Source organism: Pseudoalteromonas sp. SR43-7 (assembly GCF_014163785.1).
GTDB lineage: Bacteria > Pseudomonadota > Gammaproteobacteria > Enterobacterales > Alteromonadaceae > Pseudoalteromonas > Pseudoalteromonas distincta.
This window is the reverse complement of sequence record NZ_JACJDY010000039.1, coordinates 1-20,484: the sequence shown is the minus strand read 5'-3', so window position 1 is coordinate 20,484 and position 20,484 is coordinate 1. Positions and strand designations below refer to the sequence as shown.

Sequence of the window (20,484 nt, the reverse complement as noted above, 5' to 3'; positions counted from 1 at the left end):
CTCGGCAATTGCTCCTGCATTGCTCTACCTTCTGCATCCATGCAGTCGTAAATGAGAATTTTTTAACACAGGTAGCGACACGTTTAGCCCCGCAAAATGATTAAGTATTATTGCGGATTGGTATAAAGCCCCTTTACAATAAATCCTAATGCTTGAAGTATTACTTATTTAAAATAGCAGCAACTTGCTTATCTAGTTCTGGAAGTACATCTTGTTCAAACCATGGGTTCTTTTTAAGCCATATATTATTACGCGGACTCGGATGTGGAAGCACTAAATAATTTGGCCAATACTCACGCCAAGATTTTACTAACTCCGTAAGTGGCATTTTTTTAGTCTCTGGTAAATGATACGACTGCGCGTATTTACCAAGCACTATTGTCAGCTCAATATTTGGTAGTGCAGCCAATAATTGCTCGCGCCATGCAGGGGCACATTCTTTTCTCGGTGGTAAATCACCCGACTTACCCCTACCCGGGTAGCAAAAGCCCATAGGTAAAATTGCTATATTATTAGCATCGTAAAATTCATCCCTTGTTAGCCCAAGCCATTCTCGTAGGCGGTTTCCGCTTGCATCATTAAACGGCACACCTGTTTCGTGAACTTTGATTCCAGGTGCTTGGCCTGCAATTAAAATGCGTGCGTTTGGGTTAAATTGTATAACAGGGCGAGCCCCTAAAGGTAAATGAGGTTCACAGATCACGCATTTACTAACTTGCTCTATTAATTGGTGACTATTCATGTTTATTTGGCCTTAAATGCTTAATATTTATCCTAAATGGCCATTTAGGATAAATGAGTTGGTAAAAATCGGTTTATTTTAATTAAAACGAGCGTTAGTTAGTAAAATCGTGATCTTTAAGCTCATTCGCGCTACAAGCCTTGTAAAATCTAGTGTTGCTCTGCCCATACAGCAAATTCATTGCCGCTCGGCTCTGCAAAATGAAACCGGCAACCACCCGGAAATTCAAAAATAGGTTTTAATATTGTGCCACCATGGAGTTGTACTTTTTTATACGTAGCGTGAATGTCGTTACTATAAAAAACCAATAACGCAGCACCATTTTGAGTTAGCGATTTAAGCGGCGCATTAAAAAAGCCACCATCAAGCCCTTGGCCAGTAAACGCCGTGTATTCTGGGCCGTAGTCAGTAAACTGCCAATTAAATACACGACTAAAAAAGGCCTTAGTTGCGGGTAAGTCGCATGCAGGAAACTCAACGTAATTTAGTTTTTCGTGATCGCTCATCGTTACTCACTCTTTATTTTTACTCAGTTTATTAACCTTAAGCTTTACATAGAGCCTGTGCAATATCATTAAATAATATCAGATCAGTATTTTACTAAGTAACTAAGTAACTAAGTAAGCATAACTTACTCAAAAGTTAAACATCACAAATGAGAATAACTATCTTTTGTATTTGTAACATATATAATAGCGCCTTTGTTTTATCCTCAGCTTTAAATAAAGGGATTAATTAACTATGCAGGCACCTTTGCACAGTGCGCCATTCGATAAGGTTAACGTGATTGCGCTTATAGTAAAAAGCGTAAGCTGTTATCGAGTTTTGGTATTTTTACGTTTTTTTATTGCCATAATTGGTGGCTATGCTTTTACCTCTGCAAGCACTGCGTTATTAAGCCTTGTGTTGCCAATAGCTAAACAAGACGCTGTGCTGTTTAGTGTTTCAATCAGCATTTTAATTTATGCCGTTGTATTTATTTATGCCTTTAGCGTTAAATCATTAAAAACAGTGTGGATCAGTATTTTACTAAGTACGGGAGCGTTCATTGGATTGCTTGCATTACTGAAGGGTTGGGTATGAAAGACAGCTTTTTCAGATCGATGACTTGGTTGCACACTTGGGTAGGATTACTCGTTTGTTGGTTATTATATTTAATATTTTTTGCAGGGACTCTTAGCTTTTTTAGAGACGAAATAACCTTATGGAATCAACCAGCCATACATAATGTGCAAGCCCAAACACAGCGTATAGAAGCGCAAAAACAACAAATAATTACAGGGTTTGATTACTTAGCTAACCATGGAGCTAACTCATCAAGCTGGCGTATTACATTACCCGAGCCACGCATTCCTTATTTAATTTATGGTTATGCAAAACCAAAAGAGCCAGGCCAGCGCCGCAGCAGGTTTGAAAACACACAGCTAAACCCTAATACCATGCAAGAGCTTGAGCCCTTTGTAAATACTAAAGGCGGTAACTTTTTTTATCGGCTGCACTATGATTTACATTACATGGATGCAATAACCGCACGCTGGATTGTGTGCTTTGCTAGCTTTTTTATGCTGATTGCCATTATATCGGGGGTGGTTATTCATAAGCGTATTTTTAAAGATATGTTTAGCTTTAGGCGTAACAAAGGTAGCCGTACATGGTTAGATGCCCATAACTTAAGCTCTGTACTTGCCCTTCCTTTTCATTTAATGATTACTTACACGGGCATGATTACGCTCATATTTATGTTGTTTCCCTACCCTGCGCAAACGTCTTACGATAACGGCATGCGTGGCTTTTTTAACGATGTAACCCCTCGCAACACCATGACTGATAAAGCCCAAGGCGAATCATCAATGGTGCCGATTCAAAGCATTTTGGATCAGGTTTATACTAAGTGGCCTCATGCAGATATTACTCGCGTACAAGTTAATCAACCAAATATGGCAGCTTCAACAATTACCGTATTGGTAAGCGCAGGTAAAACACTACGTGACCAAGCACCACGCTTAATATTTAGTGGTGCTACAGGGCAAATGGTCGCTAAAACTGATGACGAACTAACTAGCAGCAAAGCGCTTTACGAATCACTTAATTCAATGCATACAGGGCGTTTGGCTACGTGGTTGTTGCGCTGGTTATACGTATTAGGCGGTATTGCAGGCTGTGTAATGATTGGCTCTGGCTGTATTATGTGGGCTAAACGAATTCGCGAGCGAACTAAAAATAACGTTAAACCTTCGTTTGGTTTAAAACTAGTTGAAGGGTTAAACCTAGCCACTATTATGGGGCTTCCACTGGCAACGTGTGCATTTTTTATTGCTAACAGACTACTTAGCCCAACTACCGCAGAGCGCGCCGATAAAGAAATACTCGCGTTCTTTTTAACATGGCTAGCGGTTGCTCTTTTAGCACTTTTAAAGCGCGATACACTGCAATGGCGAGTTATGGCAGCTATAAATGCTGTTACATGTTTAAGCGTACCGGTTATTAATGCACTTACAACTAACGGTAATCTAGTTAGCTATTTGATGCACAAACAGTGGGCTTTATTTACTTTTGATGCACTTTTTTTACTGTTTAGTATATTGTTTTTTATACAAACCGAAAAATTACGTACTGCTAAAAACAACTCAAAAATAATCAGCCCTAGTCAATCTAATAACCTTAAAAGGCAAAAACCATGATTGATTTACTTGGGTTTAGCCTATGCCTGCTCAGTTTTAACTGTTTTGCGCTGGCTAAGTATAATCATTTTAAAGATGTATTTAAAAAACGCCCTACAGAATCCCAACGTAAAAAGCTGCTATTAGCTGCTTGGATCAGTATTTTACTAAGCTTGGTGCTTTGTATAGTTACTCAAGATGGATATGGAGCATTACTGTTTTGCGGATTTATGAGCCTAAGTGTTTTAATTATAATGGTTTTTTATAATTTTTTAGTAGGCTACGTAAAGTGGTTTAGTGTTTTAAATAGCGTGTTAATTGTACTAAGTGGGTTGTTTTTAGCATTAAACTAGCCTTAGTTAGTAAAAACGTGATCCGTTATTTTCCCATATATTAGGGCGTGTTGATCTTTGGTGGGTGAATTTGCAGCAGACTGTTTGGTATTTAGGCAAGGCAGAGCCTATGTAGTGTGGTTATTCCCCATAAATAGGCGATAACGCAGCATAAATACCAAACATGCGCTGCCCAAAGGGTTCATTCTAGGGACGATTAACTCTTTGTTGCTCGGTTTTTACTTAGCCCACTAGGTTACAAACCTCGCGCCGCGATTTAATCGCCCCTAGATTGAACAGATTTCAATCCACAAAGATCAACACGCCCTAGGCAAAAAAAATGGCAAGCTATATAGCTTGCCAACAATAGGGGATATTCAGTGTTTCTAATACTTGCTGTCTCACGGCAAGTGCATACAATATAACCATAATATATGTAAGTTACTTTACAGTTAAATTACTCTTTTATTACTACTTTAAAAACGTATATAACTAACTGTAAACCCCCTTTACATAGTCTCTTGGTTTACCCAAATTATTTCATCGGTAGCAAAGCCCAACTCTTTAGCTTTAGTTAAAAAGTGCTTTTTAAGCTCTTTGCTAACCGTTGGTGTACGCGACAAAAACCACAAGTAACCTTTGTCGTAACTGGTTATAAATGCATATTGATAATCGGGTTGGTCAAGTTCAAAAATCACGTAAGCACCATAAAATGGACCAAAAAACGAGACTTTAAAATGCCCTGTGTCGGTGCCCTCAACAAACTTAGCTAAGCCTTCGGCGTTATCCCATTTTTTATCATCCGTTAAATACCCTTTGTTAAGAACCTTTACTGTGCCGTCGTCGTTAATTGAATAAGTCGCGGTAACTTGCTCCATACCTTCTTCGAATGAGTGATTAAGACGCGCTATTTCAAACCACTTGCCTTTATATTTTTGTATATCAAAGTTTTTAACAGGTGTTATTCCCTCAGGAGGGCTGGTGCAGGCACTAAGAAAAAACAACCCCGTAATAAGTAAACCGTATTTAATAGCCTTCATGTAAGCTCCTTTTTAAATTACATAAATAGTACGTATTATCTAAATATAGATGAGTATAAAGTTTGCTAGCCGATTAAAAAAATTTGCTATAGGATCATATTAATTCTAAAGCAATAAAAATGACCATAGCATGAAAATTTGGGTAGATGCAGACGCGTGTCCTGTTGTTATAAAAGAAATACTTTTTAGAGCTGCAGAGCGTATGAAAATCGAGACTATTTTAGTGGCTAATCACGCAATGCGTATCCCGCCGTCAAAATACATAAGTCGCGTTCAAGTATCGTCAGGGTTTGATGTAGCCGACGACGAAATAGTAAAACGCGTTGAAAAAGGCGATTTAGTTATTACGGGCGATATTCCGCTAGCAAGTGAAGTAATTGATAACGGCGGGCAAGCACTCAACCCACGTGGCGAGCTTTATACCACCGAGAATATCCGCTCAATACTTAACGTGCGCGACTTTATGGATACCATGCGCTCAAGCGGCGTAGAAATGAGTGGTGGGCAGCCGCCACTTAGCCAAACCGATCGCCAAAACTTTGCAAATAACCTCGACCGCATTTTAGCGCAAAATAAGGCAAAGTAAGTGACAGAGCAAGTTGTTGGTTTAGGTGAGTATAATTTTAATGTAGCCGTGTATGTCGCAAAAGCACCGCCTATGCCCTACTTTGAAACCCTACAAAGTATAGAGCCGGTAATTAACGAGCAAATAAATACCATAAACCAGCACTGTGGTAATGGTTGGCGCAAAGTGTTTAACGTGTACGCAAAAGTGCTATTTGCCCTGCCAAGTGAGCATTATTCATTTGCCAAACAAGCCCCTACTTGGCAACAATATCGCGATGAGTTTTTACTGCAAAAAAACAGTAAAACCGCCCTGCTATTTAGCGCGCCCAACATTACTATTACGTGTGCAAATAAAGCTACTAGCAATAAAAATCAGCTACATATAATTGCTGGGCGTACGCACGCTAAAAACTTATTACAAAAAGGTAAGTTACATGCACAATTTGATTGGCTCGACGACGAGTTTGCAATAGACACAACCAACCACATTATTGTTTGCCCGTATTTTGATTACAGACAGTTAAGTAATATAAAAATTGCGAGATTAAGCGAGCTAGTCGCGCAGCTAAAAATGACTAAATAACCTGAACTCTGGATAATAAATCTATCTCAAGCAGCTATTTTCAGCGCTAACGGCGTTGAATTTACTTGCAATAGGCCAGCTATTGACGCGTAAATTCGCCTTGCTTTCACTGAAAATCTCTGGCTAGAGAAAATAAATTTAAATATCAAAATAATTCAATGTGTGAGTAAATATCTTAACCAGAGTTCAGGTTAAATAACACATTGTAAGGAACGACCATGGCCGGAATTTTAGAGTTAAACGAATTATTAAGATCAATGCAGCCTGTGCTTAAACAAGGTGAGTACATATTTTGCTGTTTAGCAGGGAAATTGGCTGATTATGTCCATTTAGAGCCACTTGCCACTTATGTTGAAGAAGAAGGGCTAACTCTTATTTTAAAAGCTGAAACTGCCGATAAAGCAGGTATTACTTACGAGGGTAAATATAATTTAATTACTCTTAACGTACATTCAAGTTTAGAGGCTGTAGGGCTAACTGCTGCGGTATCGGCAAAGCTGACTGAGCATGGCATTAGCGCTAACGTGGTAGCTGCGTTTTATCATGACCATATTTTTGTACAAACAGACAAAGCACAAGCCGCGATGAAAGCACTTGGAGAGATTGGTTAGGGTTTGCTGGCACAGTAATGATTTGAGTGATGTGGGTATTATCGCGTCGGGTGGCGCTTCGCTTAACCGACCTATAAAAACTGATACTGCTATAGAGCAATATCAGTTTTTTTGTGCACATTTGAGCTGTTTTCGCAGTATTGCTTATCAACAGGTTCAAGTTTTACTTTATCGCCTGCAGTTACGGCTACACATTGCGTATTTTTATCGAGTTTTTGCTTTTGAATTACAGTAAATTCACCTTCGTTGGCAGCGTATAAATCATATTGATAGGCGTCATTACCGCCTTCAAATAATGCGGTAAATAATCCTCCTATTAAGCCGCCAATTATGGCTCCGCCTACCATTTCTTCAGTGTTACCATCTAAGCTGTCTACAAAGCCAAACCCAGCGCCTGCTGCTATGCCTGTGCCTACTTCTGATGAAAGTGTTACGTATTGCATAGATTCTACCGATGCATAGTAACGCTTAACTATTTTGTTTTGGTTGTTACGGTCAACCCCTTGTGACGCGCAACCTGAGAGTAGCAATACCGCTATAAGATACTTTTTCATGTTGATTTCCCTTTTAATCATTTAATAGGGAAATAATAAGCATCAGAGCATAAAAAATATGTGAGAGCTTTGTTTGTATCTGTCAGAAGTTGTAAGCGTGTGTAGTGAAATTAAACACATATTTTTTCACTCAACAACCAGCTTTGATACCACCCATTTATGCAGCGGATTTTTACTGTAACGCGGATGCCACGCGGCTATTACATCAAACGGGGCTGGTAACTGTTGCAAATCAATTTTTACCAGCTCTGAGCTTACTGCGCGTGAGGGTAAAAATGCAATGGAGTCTGTAGTTTCTAGATACATCGGTACAATAGAAAAACACGGTGCCGATACAACAACATTGCGTGTTAAATCAAAGCTTTTAAACCAATCGTCAATAGAGCCTTTAAAATTTGGACGCGAAGGCGAGGCAATAATGCTTGGGTAGCTGGCTATTTGCGCAAGCGTTGGTTGTGTCCCTGCTATTGATGAGTTAGGTGAAGTAACGCAAATGTGTTGTTCTTCAAACAGTTTAATAATGGGGTAAGTACTTGGAATATAGTCAGGGAAAGCTATCGCTAAATCGACTTTACCGCTTTCCATTAAATCGTGCAGACTATCGAGTTCAAAGTCTCTTATTATTAGCTTTAAATTAGGCGCTTGTTCTCTTAGCTCTTTTACAAGTGCAGGCAAAACAACTTGTTGTGCGTAGTCGGTAGCGGCTATTACAAACGCACCACTAACCGTTTTTGGGTCAAATATTTTAGGGGCTAATAGTGCCTGAAAGTCGTTTAATAGCTTGTCTATGTCTACCGACAATTCCTCTGCATAAGGCGTTGGTACAAAACCGGTAGTTTTTCTTAAAAACAACTGGTCGTTAAACACATCACGCAACTTTTTAAGTTGCTCACTCACTGCTTGCTGGGTTAAGCCCAATTTACTCGCCGCTTTTGATGCGTTTTTTTCGCGAATCAGCGCTTGGAAAATACGTAGCTGTTTTATATCTAGCCTGTCTAACTTACTCATGCAAATGCCCTTGTTGTTTAAGCATAATGAACGTAGCACATTACCAATTATTTTGGTATCACTTACATAAAAGGGTTGTTTCTAATTGTTGAAGTACTCCCATACTATGCTCCTACACACTAAAGTGAACAAATGATTGGAGCAAACAATGAAAACAGTAATTTTAATAGGCGCACTAGGAAAAATGGGTCAAGCGGCATTAACTGGCTTAACTAAGCACAAAGTAATTACGGCGGGTCGCTCGGGCGATGTAGATCATATTGTTGATATTACCAGTGAGCAGTCAATTACTGAGCTGTATGAAAAAGTAGGTCATTTTGATGCGGTAGTTAATACCGTAGGTTTATGTGAATACGAAACGTTTGCAGATATGAGCGAAGCCCAGTGGATGAGCACTATTATGAGCAAAATGATGGGGCAAATTAACCTTGTACGCATTGGTCAAAAGTACATTGCCGATGGCGGCTCATTTACGCTAATTAGCGGTATTTTAAACGTTAAGCCGATTCCTTTTGCAATTGCTGATGCAACAACCAGCGGCGCAATAGATACGTTTGCAAAATGCGTATCACTAGAAATGCCACGAGGCACACGTATTAATGTGGTAAACCCTACCGTACTTGAAGAAGCATGGGGCGTTTATGGCGAAATGATGCCAGGTTTTCAGCCAGTACCAGGCAAACTTGTAGGTAAAGCGTTTGAGCGTTCGGTTGATGGTTTTATTAATGGCGAAGTTATTTTTGTAGACGCTTAATTGGCTTAGTCTTTCAAACAGATAGATGAGCTTTGCTTGCAGATTAATAAGCGCTTTGCATTAACAGTAACTGCAAAGCGCTTTAAAAACATATTCAAAACGGTGGTAAAATGAAAAAATTAATTCCAATATTTGCTATATTATTGGCTGCAGGTTGTGCCAATGTAACGCCAAGCTCGCAATATGTTAGCGAGCCAGGCGTAAATTCTAATAAAGAATGTAAAACAATACCGCGCCATAAGCACACGGTTCAGTGGTGTAAGCCACATTCTTCTAGATAAATTAAACTACATACCCACTAAAACCTAGGGCTTTAAAATACAGCTTCGGAATGCCAAATTTGCACTCATTTAGCAGTTCGCTAAAGCGCATTCTATCAAGCGGGTAAAACTCATTTTCTAAGTCATGCCCTGTTTGTGTTTTACCGGTTTCGGTTAAACCCAATTGCGCGCATGTTGTAAGCTGGGCTTCGCGCTCAAATGAAGTTTCGGGGCGCATTAAATCCGCAATATAAAGGTTTGCACTTTTTTTAAGCCTTCCTTTAATTGCTTTTAATAACTCTTTTTTATCGCCGTTATCTTGTAAAAAATGCATTACTAATAAACATAAAACGGCATCGGCTTTAACCGATAACTTATCAACTGGGCCATTATGTACATCTACGCGGCTTGTTATGCCTTGCTCATCAAATTGCTGCTGTGCGATAGCAAGCATATCGGCTGATGTATCTTGCACGGTAAATTGCCATGTTGGATTTAGTGCAGCCAGTGCAAGTACTTCTTTGCCTGTGCCAGCTCCTACTACCAAAATATGTGCGTTGTCGCTTAGTGTTGCTTGTAGCTGCGTATTAGTGAGCTGATGTAATAATTCATAACCAGGAACTAAACGGGTTATACGGCTATCATATTGTGTTGCTTGCTCGCCTGTAAACGTTGGCATTGTATCTCCTTGTTTTCAGTAATGTTGCTTATAAAACTTCAACTGTGGAATATCCACCTGGCTTTTTGGCTACATGCACTTGAGTGGCTACGCGCTCGCTCATTTGTGTTACGTGCGATATAACGCCTACTTTTCTGCCTTGTGCTTGCAAAGAATCCAAAGCGTCCATTGCAATGCTTAAGGTTTCGCTGTCTAACGTACCAAACCCTTCGTCAATAAACAAAGAATTGATTTGTACTTTGTTAGACGAAAGCGATGCTAAACCAAGTGCAAGCGCAAGCGATACTAAAAATGACTCACCGCCCGAGAGCGTATTAACAGAGCGTTGCTCGTCGGCCATGTCGCGGTCGATAATAGCAATGTCGAGTGTTTGCGCTATGGCGGTTAATTCGTAGCGTTTGTTGAGTGTTTTTAAATGGCTGTTGGCATAGTGCAGTAATATTTTTAACGTTTGTGTTTGTGCTAAGTTACGCATGGTTTTACCCGTTGCATCGCCCAATACTTTATTAAGCAAGTGCCATTGCTCTACCTGTGTTTTAAGCGTAGTTAACTCAGCTTGTTTGCCTTCAAGCGCCTTTGCGTTTTGGTTGTGTTGCTCAATAGCGGTATTAGTTGCTAGTAATGAATTTTGAAGCTGCGTTTGTTGCTCGTTTAAGCTGCTTAATTGCGTACTTAAAGCCTCTGCACTTTGTGTTGGTTTATCGCTACTGTTGTGTTTTTCAAGGGTAAGTTGTTGCTGTTTTAATGCGGCATTTGCATCTGTTAACGCTTGAGTTAACTGCTCGTGCTGAGTTAAATGCGCTTTTATAGTCTCGCTACTTAGCGTTAGTAAAATTTTGACCTGTTCGTGCGTTACATCGCTGTATTGCGCTTTAAAGTCAGTAAACCACTGGTTGTAACGTGCTTCAAGTGTTGCTAGTTCTTGGCTATTTTCAAGTAAGCGTTGCTCTACATTTTTAAGCGTTATAGCGTGCTCATCTCGTTGTTTTATAGCGTCGTCATAGGCTTTTTGACTCGCTTGAACCTGCGATTGCTTTTGCTCTTGCTCACTTATGAGTTTTGCTTGGTAGTCGTCTGCGCTTATTTGCTCATTATTAAATAAAGCTAAGCGCTCACTTTGTACAGCATCTAATAGCTCTTTAGCTTTTACAAGCTCTTCATTAAGTGCTTTTAACGCTTGCTCGCTTTTACTAACAAGCGGGGTAAGCTGCTTTATTTGCTCATTAGCTGTGTCTTGGCGCTTTTGGCTTTGCTCAAGTTGCGTTTGAGTTTGCTGATACTGCGTAACCTGCTCGTGCAGCTCGTTAAGTTCAAGCGTGTTGGCTTGTAATTGCTGCCAAAAATTATTGTTTTCAAATTGATTATTGAGCGTTGTACCCAGCTCGTTAATTTGCGCACTTAGCTCGCTATGTTTACTCGTTAACTGGTTTTGCTGGTGTGTAAGTTCAAGGTGTTTATTACTCAGTTGCTGCTGCACTTGCTGCTCTGCTTTAAGTGCTGCTTGTAGCTCATTTACTTTGGTTTGCAGTGTACGCTGGCGCTTTTGCTGCTCAAAGTATTGCGCTTTTTGCTCCGTTAACTGCTTATAAGTGACTTCAAGCTGATCAGGCGTTAAGTCGTTAAGCTCTGTGCGTGCGCCTTGCATGGTATTTTTAATGTCGAGCTGTTTAGCTTTTGCTGTTTGTATTATTTGCTCAAGTTGTCCGTGTTCAGCAGTTAATACGGCATGTTGAGTTTGATGCTTATGCAGCTCGCTTTGTGCATGCTCAAATTGCTTTTTAGCGATATTAAAAGCATTTTCAAAGTCAGTAATTAAGTTATTTAATTGCTGATTTTGGTTTACCGCGTACGGGTGCTCGGTGGCGCCGCATACTAAGCAAGGCTCATTAGGGCGAAGCTCAGTGCGTAAATGCTCTACGTTTTCGCTAGCTCTTAAACGCGCTTGGTTAAGTGCGTACTCGCTGCCTTTAAGTGCTTGCTCGCTAGTTATTAAATGCTGATTAAGTAAAGCATGGGCTTGCTGGCTTTCATTTAGCTGCTGATTGAGCACTTGCTGGCGTTGAGTGCTTTGTTTTAGCTCTGCGTTAAATTGCTTATAGCGCTCTCGCTGCTCTTTTAAGTAATCAATACTTTTTAGCTGCGCGTCGCAGTGCTCTGCATTAAATTCATTAAGCTGAGTATTTAAAACCTGCAAAGCTGACTGCTCGCTCGTAAGTAACGCCTCGCACTGCTGCACTTTATTATTTTGTATATTTAAAAGCTCACTCTGACCTGCAAGCTCGGTATTAAGAGTTTGGCTTTGTGCAAGGTTTGCAGTTAATTGCTGCTGTGCATTTAAGTAAGTATTAAAGCTTTGCTGATAGTAGCTCCAGTCTTTTGCTAAAACGTGCAGCTGTGCATGCTCATTAAGCCATTGCTGGCTTTTAGTTGAGTCGGTATTAGCGAGCTCTAGCTCGTTATTGCTTTGTTTAAGCTGCTGTGTGAGCTCATCAAGTTGAGTTTGCTCTTTGGTTAATTGCGACTCTGTGCCTTTTACAGCTTGAGTTTGCAAAGCAATGCTGCTGTCGAGCTCTCTCGCTTTTGCTATAACGGGCGCTGCATTTTGTTTTTGCTCATTGGCGTTATTAAGTAGCTCGGTATGCTTAGCTAGCGCGGTATTACGCTCGTTAATTACCGCTAAATGATCAACTCTTTTAAGTGATGTTATTTGCTGATCCAACGCCGTATTTTGATCAGTTAATTGAGCAAAACGGCTGCGGTTATCTTTTATTTCAAGCGCTTGTTTAGCTTGTTTTGCCTGCTCGCTTTGCTCAACGATACTTTCGAGCTCTGAGCTTGCTTGTTGCTGGGTTTGCTGTGCTTGCAGTAAATTTTGCTCAAGCACTGTAGCTTGCTGATACCAGTTAAGTGCTTTTTCGGTTTTGGATAGCTCTTTTTTAGTGTGTTCGGTTTGCGCTTTTAAATCGGTTAACTTGGTTTGTTGTAGCTCAAGTTCATCGCTCGTTAGCAAAGTATAGCTTTCAAGGCCAGCTTTAAGCGCTTCAAGCTTTGCTACTTGCTCTTTATGGCGCTCAAAAATACGCACGCCAATACGGCTAAATTTATCGGTGCCTGTTAAACACTCTAAAAGCTGCGCTCGCTCATCGCCAGTGGCTTTTAAAAATGCAGCAAACTCATGTTGTGCTAAAAGTACGGCGCGTGAGAACTGTTCAAAGTTAAGCCCTATTTTACTCTCGACTTCTTTTATTGTGTGGCTTTTGTCAGCTATAAGGGTTTCGTCTGGCAGGGTTACTAATGTGTGCTCTGCTACTTTAAGTTTGCCTGTTACTTTTTTATGAGTGCGTGAAATTGTATAACGTGCACGATAAAGCTGTTTATCTTGCCCTAAAAAGTCGACCTCGGCGTAACCTTCCCATGTGCCTCTGCGTAGCAAGTTTCGCGCATCATTAAGCTTAATGCTGTCGCCATTAAACTCAATTAAGTTACCTTTATCACCGCGCAGCCTCGCCGTTTTTGTATAAAGAGCTAAACAAATGGCATCTAAAAAGGTACTTTTACCAGCGCCGGTATCGCCTGTTATCGCAAATAAGCCTGCATCTTTTAATGGCGCTTGAGTAAAGTCTATTTCAGCATCAACTATTGATGCTAAATTATGAATACGAACTGCGGTTATTTTCATAGTTGCTCTTGCTCCGTAAGCTCGTTTATCACGTCACTTAAAAGTGCTTTTAGCTCATCGGGTACACTTTGCCCTGCCATGTCTTTATCGTTTGCAAATGCTTGTTCTAATAGGTTTAGTGGGTTGAGCATTTCAACTTCGCTTAAATCTTCAAATACGGTGTTGTCGTCATTTTGAGTCGATTGCTCACGTACACGTTCAATACCACAAAATTTAATATGCTTGCCTTCAAGTGCTTGTTCTATTTGTTCTCTGAAGGTGGTGTCGGTATCGCTTGATTTAAGCTTTACACGTAAATAAGGCGCTATTGTATTTTGTGCAGTGTCGAGCGCTTTAATTTGCTCGCATAGTTCGCTTAATGGCACGCATTCCCCTTTTGGTAAAATAATTACATCGGCATAGCGCGGAATGTAAAGGGGGTTTACAGTTGTACTAATATGTTGTTTTTCATCAATAATAAACTCAACAACATTTACTTGGTGCGTGTAGTTACGCTCTGAAAACGACATAGGGATAGGTGTGCCGCTGTAGCGAATAATATCGCTTTTAGCGACTTGTTGCGCTTTGTGTAAATGCCCAAGGGCAACATAGTTGGCTTGTTTACCAAATACATTGGCTGAAATAGACTCCTCACCACCTATCACTAAGTTACGCTCAGAATCACTTGAGATATCCCCGCCTTTTGCGTGTAAATGCCCCATAACTATTAATGGTGAGTTTTGCTCGTTCATATTAGTAGCTTGTTCTAGTGCAAGTTCATAAGCTTTCGCAACGCCTTGAGCGTAACTAGGGCCGCTTTCGGTTTGGCTAAGTAAACTTACATCGCTTGCACGTAAAAATGGCATAGCGACGATTACAGCGCGTTTACCATTGGTATCTATGGTAATAACAGTTTCATCGGGTGTCGCGACATCAAAGCGCCCTACTACGTGTGTATCAAATTGCGCTAGTAATGGCTGAGCTGCCAAAATACGATTTGCAGAGTCGTGATTACCCGCAATAATTACTATGTGTAATTGTGGGCATGCCTTTTTGGCGTCTTTAATAAATTGATAAAGCTGATTTTCGGCGCTAGCGCTTGGAGTCGCTGTATGATAAATGTCGCCAGCAACTAAAAGTAAGTCTATTTGTTGTTCAACAAGAGTGGCTAATAACCATGTAAAAAAAGCTTGATGTTCAACACGGCGATCGTGTTCGTAAAATTGTTGGCCAAGGTGCCAATCTGAGGTGTGGAGGACTTTCATGTAGCGCTCTTAATAAAACCGTAAGAGCGCCAATATACCCAAGGCAGTTAAAGATGCAAGCCTAAGCCGTGCATTACCTTAGGTTAAACTATACCAAGCTGAAAAAACAATCGGTAATGCTAAAAGGGCCATTAATAATGGAATTTTTAACGTTTTAGTTTGTTTTGCGTGTAGCGCCTTTAATGCATTAGTTTCGTTGCACGCTGCTACTTTATCGATATAAAAATAACCCGAATCGAGATACTGCTTACAGTTATTCTCACTTGCTGGAATCGCAATTAGTTCTTGTTGTTTTTTTAGGATGTAAAAATCCATAAGCCCACCGCATTTCTTGCTAGTAATCGATATTAATTTGAGGATAAATGTGACGAATTTATTTGCCTCAAATAAAAAGGTTGGCGATTTTAAATATAAACTGCACTAAAGATCAACCTAAAATTACACTATTTATCATTTATCGTAAAAATAGCGAATATTAAGGAACTTCGGCAATATTTGAGCCAATAATTCAGCTGTTTTCACTGTGTTTTTGTTCAGTAGAGTGGGCTTTTAGCCCATTTTTCTTGTTGGAAGTTTGAGACGCTTATACATAGGATTATTGGTTTACCTGATAATGCTAAAGCAATAATTTTTTAGCAAAGTAGGTAAAGTTAATGTGCTTTTTCCGAGCTCTAAAACTTGTATTTAACAGCTCAAAACCATTATTAAATCCCACTTTTGTAAACCCCCTTTACAGTTTTTATTTATTCGTATTTTGTTACAAAATAATTGTACTTTTCAATCTAATAAACTAAGTGAACATCACCCTAAAAATACGGTACTTGGTCGCTAATTTATTGAAGCTAACTGGTATATTTGTCAAAGTATGCTCACAAAATTATATTAGGACTAACAATGAAAAAAATAGGTCTTACGCTAAGTGCTTTTGTATTGCCTTTGGCAATATCTAGTGCGGCTATGGCGTCTTCAGTTGAGCAAACAAAAGGTACTTTTGTTGATAAATTTCGTCAATTAGACGAAGCGCTTCCTACACCCAATGTTTATCGTAGTGCCGCTGGCGAACCAGGTGAAAAATACTGGCAGCAACGTGTAAACTACGATATTGATGTAAAGCTAGATGAAAAAAAGCACCGTATTACCGGTAGCCAAAGCATTGAATATAAAAATAACTCTCCGCATACACTTAAATATTTATGGTTACAGTTAGATCAAAATATTTTTAAAAGTGATTCTATTGCCGAAACAACTAAAACGTTTAAAAGCACTTTAGAAAGCCTACCAGCTCAAAAGCCTGCTAAATTAAGTTTAGGTGACTTACGCCGTCAGCAATTTATGAGCGACAACGAACTGGGTTATACAATCAGTGGCGTAAAGGATGACGATGGTAAAGAACTGCGCGTAACTGTAGTTGATACTTTAATGCGCATTGATTTAAACGAGCCATTAAAACCAGGTAAAGAAGTAGAATTTAGCATGAACTTTGCCTTCAACATTGTAGAAGAAGATGCTGTAGGTGCACGTTCTGGTTACGAGCACTTTGAAGAAGATGGCAACGACATATTCTTAATTGCTCAGTGGTTCCCTCGCTTAGCGGCTTATACCGATTACGAAGCATGGACAAACAAGCCATTTTTAGGCTCTGGTGAGTTTACGCTTGAGTTTGGTGATTACGATGTTGAGATTACTGTTCCGGCGGATCACATTGTATCGGCAACAGGTAAGCTTGATAACGCGAGTAAAGTACTTACAAGTACTCAGCGCAAACGTTTAAAGCAAGCTGAAACATCTAAGCGTCCTGTGTTTATTGTTAACGCAGAAGAAGCGCTAGAAAACGAAAAAGAAGGCACCGACAAAACTAAAACGTGGCACTTTAAAGCGCAGAATGTTCGTGACTTTGCTTGGGCGTCGTCTCGTAAGTTTATGTGGGATGCAAAAGGTTATCAACAAGGTGGTGACGTTCAGCCTTTAGTTATGGCAATGTCGTTCTTCCCTAAAGAAGGTGGTGACTTATGGAAGAAGTACTCAACTGAAGCGGTAGTGCACACAATGGAAGTTTACTCTAAGTATTCTTTTGATTACCCGTACCCAACTGCACAGTCGGTTAATGGCCCCGTTGGTGGTATGGAATACCCAATGATCACCTTTAACGGCCCGCGTACTAAGTTGCAAGATGATGGTACTCGTACTTATTCTCAGGCTGAAAAGCGCTTTTTACTTGGCGTAGTTATTCATGAAGTGGGTCATATTTACTTTCCAATGATTGTTAACTCAGATGAGCGCCAATGGACGTGGATGGATGAAGGCTTAAATAGCTTTTTAGATGGTGTTGCTGGTCGTGAATGGGATCCTACTATTCCTTGGGGTGTTGAGCCTCGCGATATAGTGAGCTACATGAAGTCAGAAGTCCAAGTACCAATTATGACTCAGTCAGACAGCGTATTACGTTTAGGCCCTAATGCTTATACTAAACCTGCCGCAGCCCTTAATATTTTACGTGAAGTAATTTTAGGTCGTGATTTATTCGACTTTGCATTTAAAGAGTATGCTCAGCGCTGGAAATACAAGCGCCCTACCCCAGCTGATTTTTTCCGCACAATGGAAGAAGCCTCTGGTGTTGATTTAGATTGGTTTTGGCGTGGCTGGTTTTACACCACAGACCATGTTGATATCTCTTTAGATAAAGTATATCAACTACGTTTAGACACTAAAAACCCTGATATTGATTACAGCCGTTTACGTGATATTGAAGCAGACAAGCCTACGTCATTATTTGTTGAGCGTAACCGCGCCGAAGGTAAAAAAACATGGGTTGAGCAAAATCCTGATGTTACCGACTTTTATGACGAAAACGACCGCTTTACTGTAACCAATAAAGAACGTAACTCGTACAATAAGTTTTTAAAAGGTTTAGAGCCGTGGGAGCGTAAAACGCTTGAACGTGCTTTAGAAGAAGATAAAAACTACTACGTTATGGAATTTTCAAACCTTGGTGGTTTGGTAATGCCTATATTGCTTGAGCTAACATATGAAGATGGCACAACCGAAGAGCGTTATATCCCTGCTGAAATTTGGCGTCGTAATTATAAAAATGTTCAAAAGCTAATTGTGACCGATAAAAACAAACCGCTTGTATCAGTTACTGTAGATCCAGGCTGGGAAACAGCTGACGTAGATGTTGAAAACAATAACTACCCTCGTCGTATTATTCCTTCACGTATTGAAGTGTTTAAAAAGGAAAAGAGTAAAGCTAAAGTAAGTCGCGATATCATGCAAGATATTAAAACTGAGCTTAAAACTGATGAGAAGAAAGACGAAAAAGATGACGGTGGGGAGCCGCAATAATGCGCTTTTTGCTTATTATTGTTTGCCTTTTAGTTGCTGCGCCGAGTATGGCGCATCAACTAAAATCGTCTGTTACAACCGTGCTTTTTAATAAACGAACGCATAATGTTGAGTTAATGCATCGCTTTTATTTACATGATACCGAACATGCCGTAGGAACATTATTTGAAGGCAAAATCGATATTATTAGTAATAAAGCCGATCAGCAACGTTTTGCTAAATATGTTGAATCGCATGTTGCTCTACAAACGTTAAGTGGTGAGCCTTTACCACTTAGCTTTGTAGGGGCGCAAGTAGATGGTAAGTTTTTTTGGGTTTACCAAGAAGCACCAATTCCTGAAAACATTGAAGGAATTAAAATGAGCAATGGCGCGCTTCGTGATTTATGGCCATCTCAGGTAAATATGGTAAACGTTGAGGGCAAAGGTAAGATTAAAACCTTAAACTTTGCACAAGATGATACTTGGCTCGAAGCCCGCTTTGAGCCAAATTAGTAGTTAAAACTTCCCCAACCAACGCGCACTGCAGTTAATGTGCGCGTTTTCTTCAAACGTTTAAACTGCGTTCATTTTAGATCTGGTATATGTAAATTTACGTAAAAATTGGTAGTTCAATTTGTATATTTACCATTTTTTGCGCATGCTACAATTACCAATTATATTTACTGTATTATCAATAGATTGATAGCAGTGCAAATAAATAATTTAAATATAGTTAGTTTCATTTATCCCTTTAGCTGTAACTAGCTAGGGCATAAGCAGTAGAGAATTTTATGTTTAAATTTTATTTAGTAATAACTAAATTCAGGGAGTGATATGACGACTCAGATTGAGGCTATTTTTGGAGTGATTTTTGATTTGGATGGAACATTGGTTTCATCAGAATTAGACTTTGCATTAATAAAGGCCCAAATAGGTTGCCCTTGCGAGCAAGACTTACTTGATTACATTGCTAAGTTGCCCTCACCGTATATGCGTGAAGAGGCAATGAATATAGTTCACCAACACGAATTAATAGACGCACAACATGCCAGTATATTACCTGGGGTGAGTGAAGCTATTAATGCTTTAAAGTCTAAAAATATACCGATGGCAATTGTTACTCGCAATTTTGATAAAGCGGCTGCAATTAAATTACAAAATAACCCACTTCCTATTAGTACAGTTTTAACGCGAAGCGATGCTCCTGCAAAACCAGATCCTAGTGCTTTGAATGCTATTGCTACACTTTGGAACATTAATGCTAGAAATTTACTTTATGTAGGCGATTACCTTTACGATATTCAAGCTGCGCATAATGCAAATATGCGCGCATGTTTATACGCTCCAGAGTTGACGCCAGCCTACGCCGATCAGGCAGATTACGTTTTGCATGACTTTGCGGAATTAGTAACATTAGTTGAGAGTTATTCTGAAAAAATAGAGTTATGTTAAATAGCGTGCCATTTTATTTATTCTGACATAAGTTTGTAGTTATAAAAGTTTTTATTAATCAAGTTTTGCCCATTGCGGAGCTAGCCCAATACGTTTTGAATTGGTAAAATACCGCAAAACGTAACGTATTCATTAGGGGCACAAAATGGGCAGAGCATTTGTAGTTCGTCAAAGTTCTATGATCAAAACAGCCAATGCAAAAACAAAAGTAAACTCAAAGTACGGCAAAGAGATTTACGTTGCAGCAAAAAGTGGTGATCCCGATCCCGAAGTAAACCAAACACTTCGCCGTCTAATCGAAAAAGCTAAAAAAGACCAAGTACCCGCACACGTTATCGAAAAAGCAATTGAAAAAGCAGCCGGTGGCGCAGGAGAAGATTACTCTGTGGCCCGTTATGAAGGCTATGGCCCTGGTAACTGTATGGTTATTGTTGACTGTTTAACAGACAATCCGAACCGTACTATCAAAGATGTACGTTTACCATTTACTAAAACAGACTCAAAAATTGGTACTCCTGGCTGTGTAGCGCATATGTTTGATCATTATGCGGTACTTGGCTTTGCAGGCGATGACGATGAAGTCGTATTAGAAGCATTAATGATGGCTGATGTTGATGTAAGCGATGTTGAAGCGGAGGACGGTAAAATATCAGTATTTGCACCGCCAACAGAATACTTTAAAGCTAAAACTGCCCTTGAAGACGCATTTGAAGGCATTAACTTTGAAGTAGATGAAATTACGTTTATTCCTCAAGTTAATATTGAAATTGAAGACGAAGAAGTTATTGCTAACTTTGATAAGTTTATAAATATGCTTGAAGATTGTGACGATGTACAAAATATTTATCACAATGCCATTGTAAAAGATTAAATTGTATTAGTTCAGACAAGATCTGACACTTCAACTTGAAAAAGTGAGAGTTACCCGTTTTGATAAAAGGTGTCGAATCTTTAAATCAAAACATATAAGAGGTAACTCTCATGCTACATACTAAC

At 39.6% G+C, this 20,484-nt stretch carries 21 protein-coding genes; 12 read left to right on the top strand and 9 right to left on the bottom strand.

Features of this window, described 5'->3' with window-relative positions; translation table 11 throughout:
* Window positions 1–160 precede the first annotated feature (160 nt).
* Together H5087_RS19590 and H5087_RS19585 are read right to left on the bottom strand one after the other, a co-directional pair.
* Entirely contained in the window at window positions 161–742 is a 582-nt protein-coding gene (locus tag H5087_RS19590; protein WP_182673103.1) for a uracil-DNA glycosylase family protein, read from the bottom strand.
* A 149-nt stretch (window positions 743–891) separates the two neighbouring features.
* Window positions 892–1,248: a VOC family protein gene (locus H5087_RS19585; protein WP_182673102.1), complete on the bottom strand. Its 357-nt coding sequence runs from the start codon at window positions 1,246–1,248 to the stop codon at window positions 892–894.
* A 235-nt stretch (window positions 1,249–1,483) separates the two neighbouring features.
* On the opposite strand from H5087_RS19585, the gene H5087_RS19580 reads away from it, so the two are divergent.
* The 3 genes from H5087_RS19580 to H5087_RS19570 are packed head-to-tail and all read left to right on the top strand — an operon-like array spanning window position 1,484 to window position 3,755.
* Window positions 1,484–1,825: a hypothetical protein gene (locus H5087_RS19580; protein WP_182673101.1), complete on the top strand. Its 342-nt coding sequence runs from the start codon at window positions 1,484–1,486 to the stop codon at window positions 1,823–1,825.
* The gene (locus H5087_RS19575) at window positions 1,822–3,423 is read left to right on the top strand and encodes a PepSY domain-containing protein (protein ID WP_182673100.1); all 1,602 of its coding nucleotides are present in this window, start codon (window positions 1,822–1,824) and stop codon (window positions 3,421–3,423) included. Before H5087_RS19580 ends, H5087_RS19575 begins: the two co-directional genes overlap by 4 nt.
* Entirely contained in the window at window positions 3,420–3,755 is a 336-nt protein-coding gene (locus H5087_RS19570; RefSeq protein WP_182673099.1) for a DUF3325 domain-containing protein, read from the top strand. Before H5087_RS19575 ends, H5087_RS19570 begins: the two co-directional genes overlap by 4 nt.
* Window positions 3,756–4,243: 488 nt before the next feature.
* On the opposite strand, the gene H5087_RS19565 is transcribed toward H5087_RS19570, so the two are convergent.
* Window positions 4,244–4,774, bottom strand: a complete 531-nt coding sequence (locus H5087_RS19565) for a lipocalin family protein (RefSeq protein WP_182673098.1) — start codon at window positions 4,772–4,774, stop codon at window positions 4,244–4,246.
* Window positions 4,775–4,904: 130 nt separating this feature from the next.
* On the opposite strand from H5087_RS19565, the gene H5087_RS19560 reads away from it, so the two are divergent.
* The 3 genes from H5087_RS19560 to H5087_RS19550 all read left to right on the top strand — a co-directional run bounded on the left by H5087_RS19560 (window position 4,905) and on the right by H5087_RS19550 (window position 6,535).
* The gene (locus H5087_RS19560) at window positions 4,905–5,360 is read left to right on the top strand and encodes a YaiI/YqxD family protein (RefSeq protein WP_182673097.1); all 456 of its coding nucleotides are present in this window, start codon (window positions 4,905–4,907) and stop codon (window positions 5,358–5,360) included.
* A complete protein-coding gene (locus tag H5087_RS19555) occupies window positions 5,361–5,924 on the top strand; it encodes a DUF6942 family protein (protein ID WP_182673096.1) in 564 nt (187 codons plus the stop codon).
* Between the two features lie 218 nt (window positions 5,925–6,142).
* Complete coding sequence (locus H5087_RS19550) at window positions 6,143–6,535, top strand: ACT domain-containing protein (protein ID WP_182673095.1); 393 nt, start codon at window positions 6,143–6,145, stop codon at window positions 6,533–6,535.
* Between the two features lie 89 nt (window positions 6,536–6,624).
* Here H5087_RS19550 and H5087_RS19545 read toward each other — a convergent pair whose 3' ends face one another.
* Together H5087_RS19545 and H5087_RS19540 are read right to left on the bottom strand one after the other, a co-directional pair.
* Window positions 6,625–7,089, bottom strand: a complete 465-nt coding sequence (locus tag H5087_RS19545; protein WP_169060479.1) for a hypothetical protein — start codon at window positions 7,087–7,089, stop codon at window positions 6,625–6,627.
* Between the two features lie 126 nt (window positions 7,090–7,215).
* Complete coding sequence (locus H5087_RS19540; RefSeq protein WP_182673094.1) at window positions 7,216–8,097, bottom strand: LysR family transcriptional regulator; 882 nt, start codon at window positions 8,095–8,097, stop codon at window positions 7,216–7,218.
* 148 nt (window positions 8,098–8,245) lie between these two features.
* Here H5087_RS19540 and H5087_RS19535 point away from each other — a divergent pair, with 148 nt between their 5' ends.
* Together H5087_RS19535 and H5087_RS19530 are read left to right on the top strand one after the other, a co-directional pair.
* Entirely contained in the window at window positions 8,246–8,851 is a 606-nt protein-coding gene (locus H5087_RS19535) for a short chain dehydrogenase (RefSeq protein WP_182673093.1), read from the top strand.
* A gap of 110 nt (window positions 8,852–8,961) precedes the next feature.
* A complete protein-coding gene (locus H5087_RS19530) occupies window positions 8,962–9,132 on the top strand; it encodes a hypothetical protein (protein WP_169060482.1) in 171 nt (56 codons plus the stop codon).
* A gap of 1 nt (window position 9,133) precedes the next feature.
* Here H5087_RS19530 and H5087_RS19525 read toward each other — a convergent pair whose 3' ends face one another.
* The 4 genes from H5087_RS19525 to H5087_RS19510 all read right to left on the bottom strand — a co-directional run bounded on the left by H5087_RS19525 (window position 9,134) and on the right by H5087_RS19510 (window position 15,028).
* Window positions 9,134–9,790 carry a class I SAM-dependent methyltransferase gene (locus H5087_RS19525; RefSeq protein ID WP_182673092.1) on the bottom strand — a complete coding sequence of 219 codons (657 nt, stop codon included), beginning with the start codon at window positions 9,788–9,790 and terminating at the stop codon, window positions 9,134–9,136.
* 28 nt (window positions 9,791–9,818) lie between these two features.
* Window positions 9,819–13,469, bottom strand: a complete 3,651-nt coding sequence (locus H5087_RS19520) for an SbcC/MukB-like Walker B domain-containing protein (protein WP_182673091.1) — start codon at window positions 13,467–13,469, stop codon at window positions 9,819–9,821.
* Entirely contained in the window at window positions 13,466–14,713 is a 1,248-nt protein-coding gene (locus tag H5087_RS19515; protein WP_182673090.1) for an exonuclease SbcCD subunit D C-terminal domain-containing protein, read from the bottom strand. Before H5087_RS19515 ends, H5087_RS19520 begins: the two co-directional genes overlap by 4 nt.
* Before the next feature lie 78 nt (window positions 14,714–14,791).
* Window positions 14,792–15,028, bottom strand: coding sequence for a hypothetical protein (locus H5087_RS19510; protein WP_182673089.1), 237 nt, complete (start codon window positions 15,026–15,028; stop codon window positions 14,792–14,794).
* A 579-nt stretch (window positions 15,029–15,607) separates the two neighbouring features.
* On the opposite strand from H5087_RS19510, the gene H5087_RS19505 reads away from it, so the two are divergent.
* The 4 genes from H5087_RS19505 (at window position 15,608) to H5087_RS19490 (ending at window position 20,359) form a co-directional block, all read left to right on the top strand.
* Window positions 15,608–18,055, top strand: a complete 2,448-nt coding sequence (locus H5087_RS19505; RefSeq protein ID WP_182673088.1) for a M1 family metallopeptidase — start codon at window positions 15,608–15,610, stop codon at window positions 18,053–18,055.
* Window positions 18,055–18,549: a DUF6702 family protein gene (locus H5087_RS19500; protein ID WP_165744006.1), complete on the top strand. Its 495-nt coding sequence runs from the start codon at window positions 18,055–18,057 to the stop codon at window positions 18,547–18,549. Before H5087_RS19505 ends, H5087_RS19500 begins: the two co-directional genes overlap by 1 nt.
* Before the next feature lie 321 nt (window positions 18,550–18,870).
* Window positions 18,871–19,488: an HAD family hydrolase gene (locus tag H5087_RS19495; RefSeq protein ID WP_165744007.1), complete on the top strand. Its 618-nt coding sequence runs from the start codon at window positions 18,871–18,873 to the stop codon at window positions 19,486–19,488.
* A gap of 145 nt (window positions 19,489–19,633) precedes the next feature.
* On the top strand, window positions 19,634–20,359 hold the full coding sequence (locus H5087_RS19490; RefSeq protein WP_182673087.1) for a YebC/PmpR family DNA-binding transcriptional regulator: 726 nt from the start codon (window positions 19,634–19,636) through the stop codon (window positions 20,357–20,359).
* Window positions 20,360–20,484 lie beyond the last annotated feature (125 nt).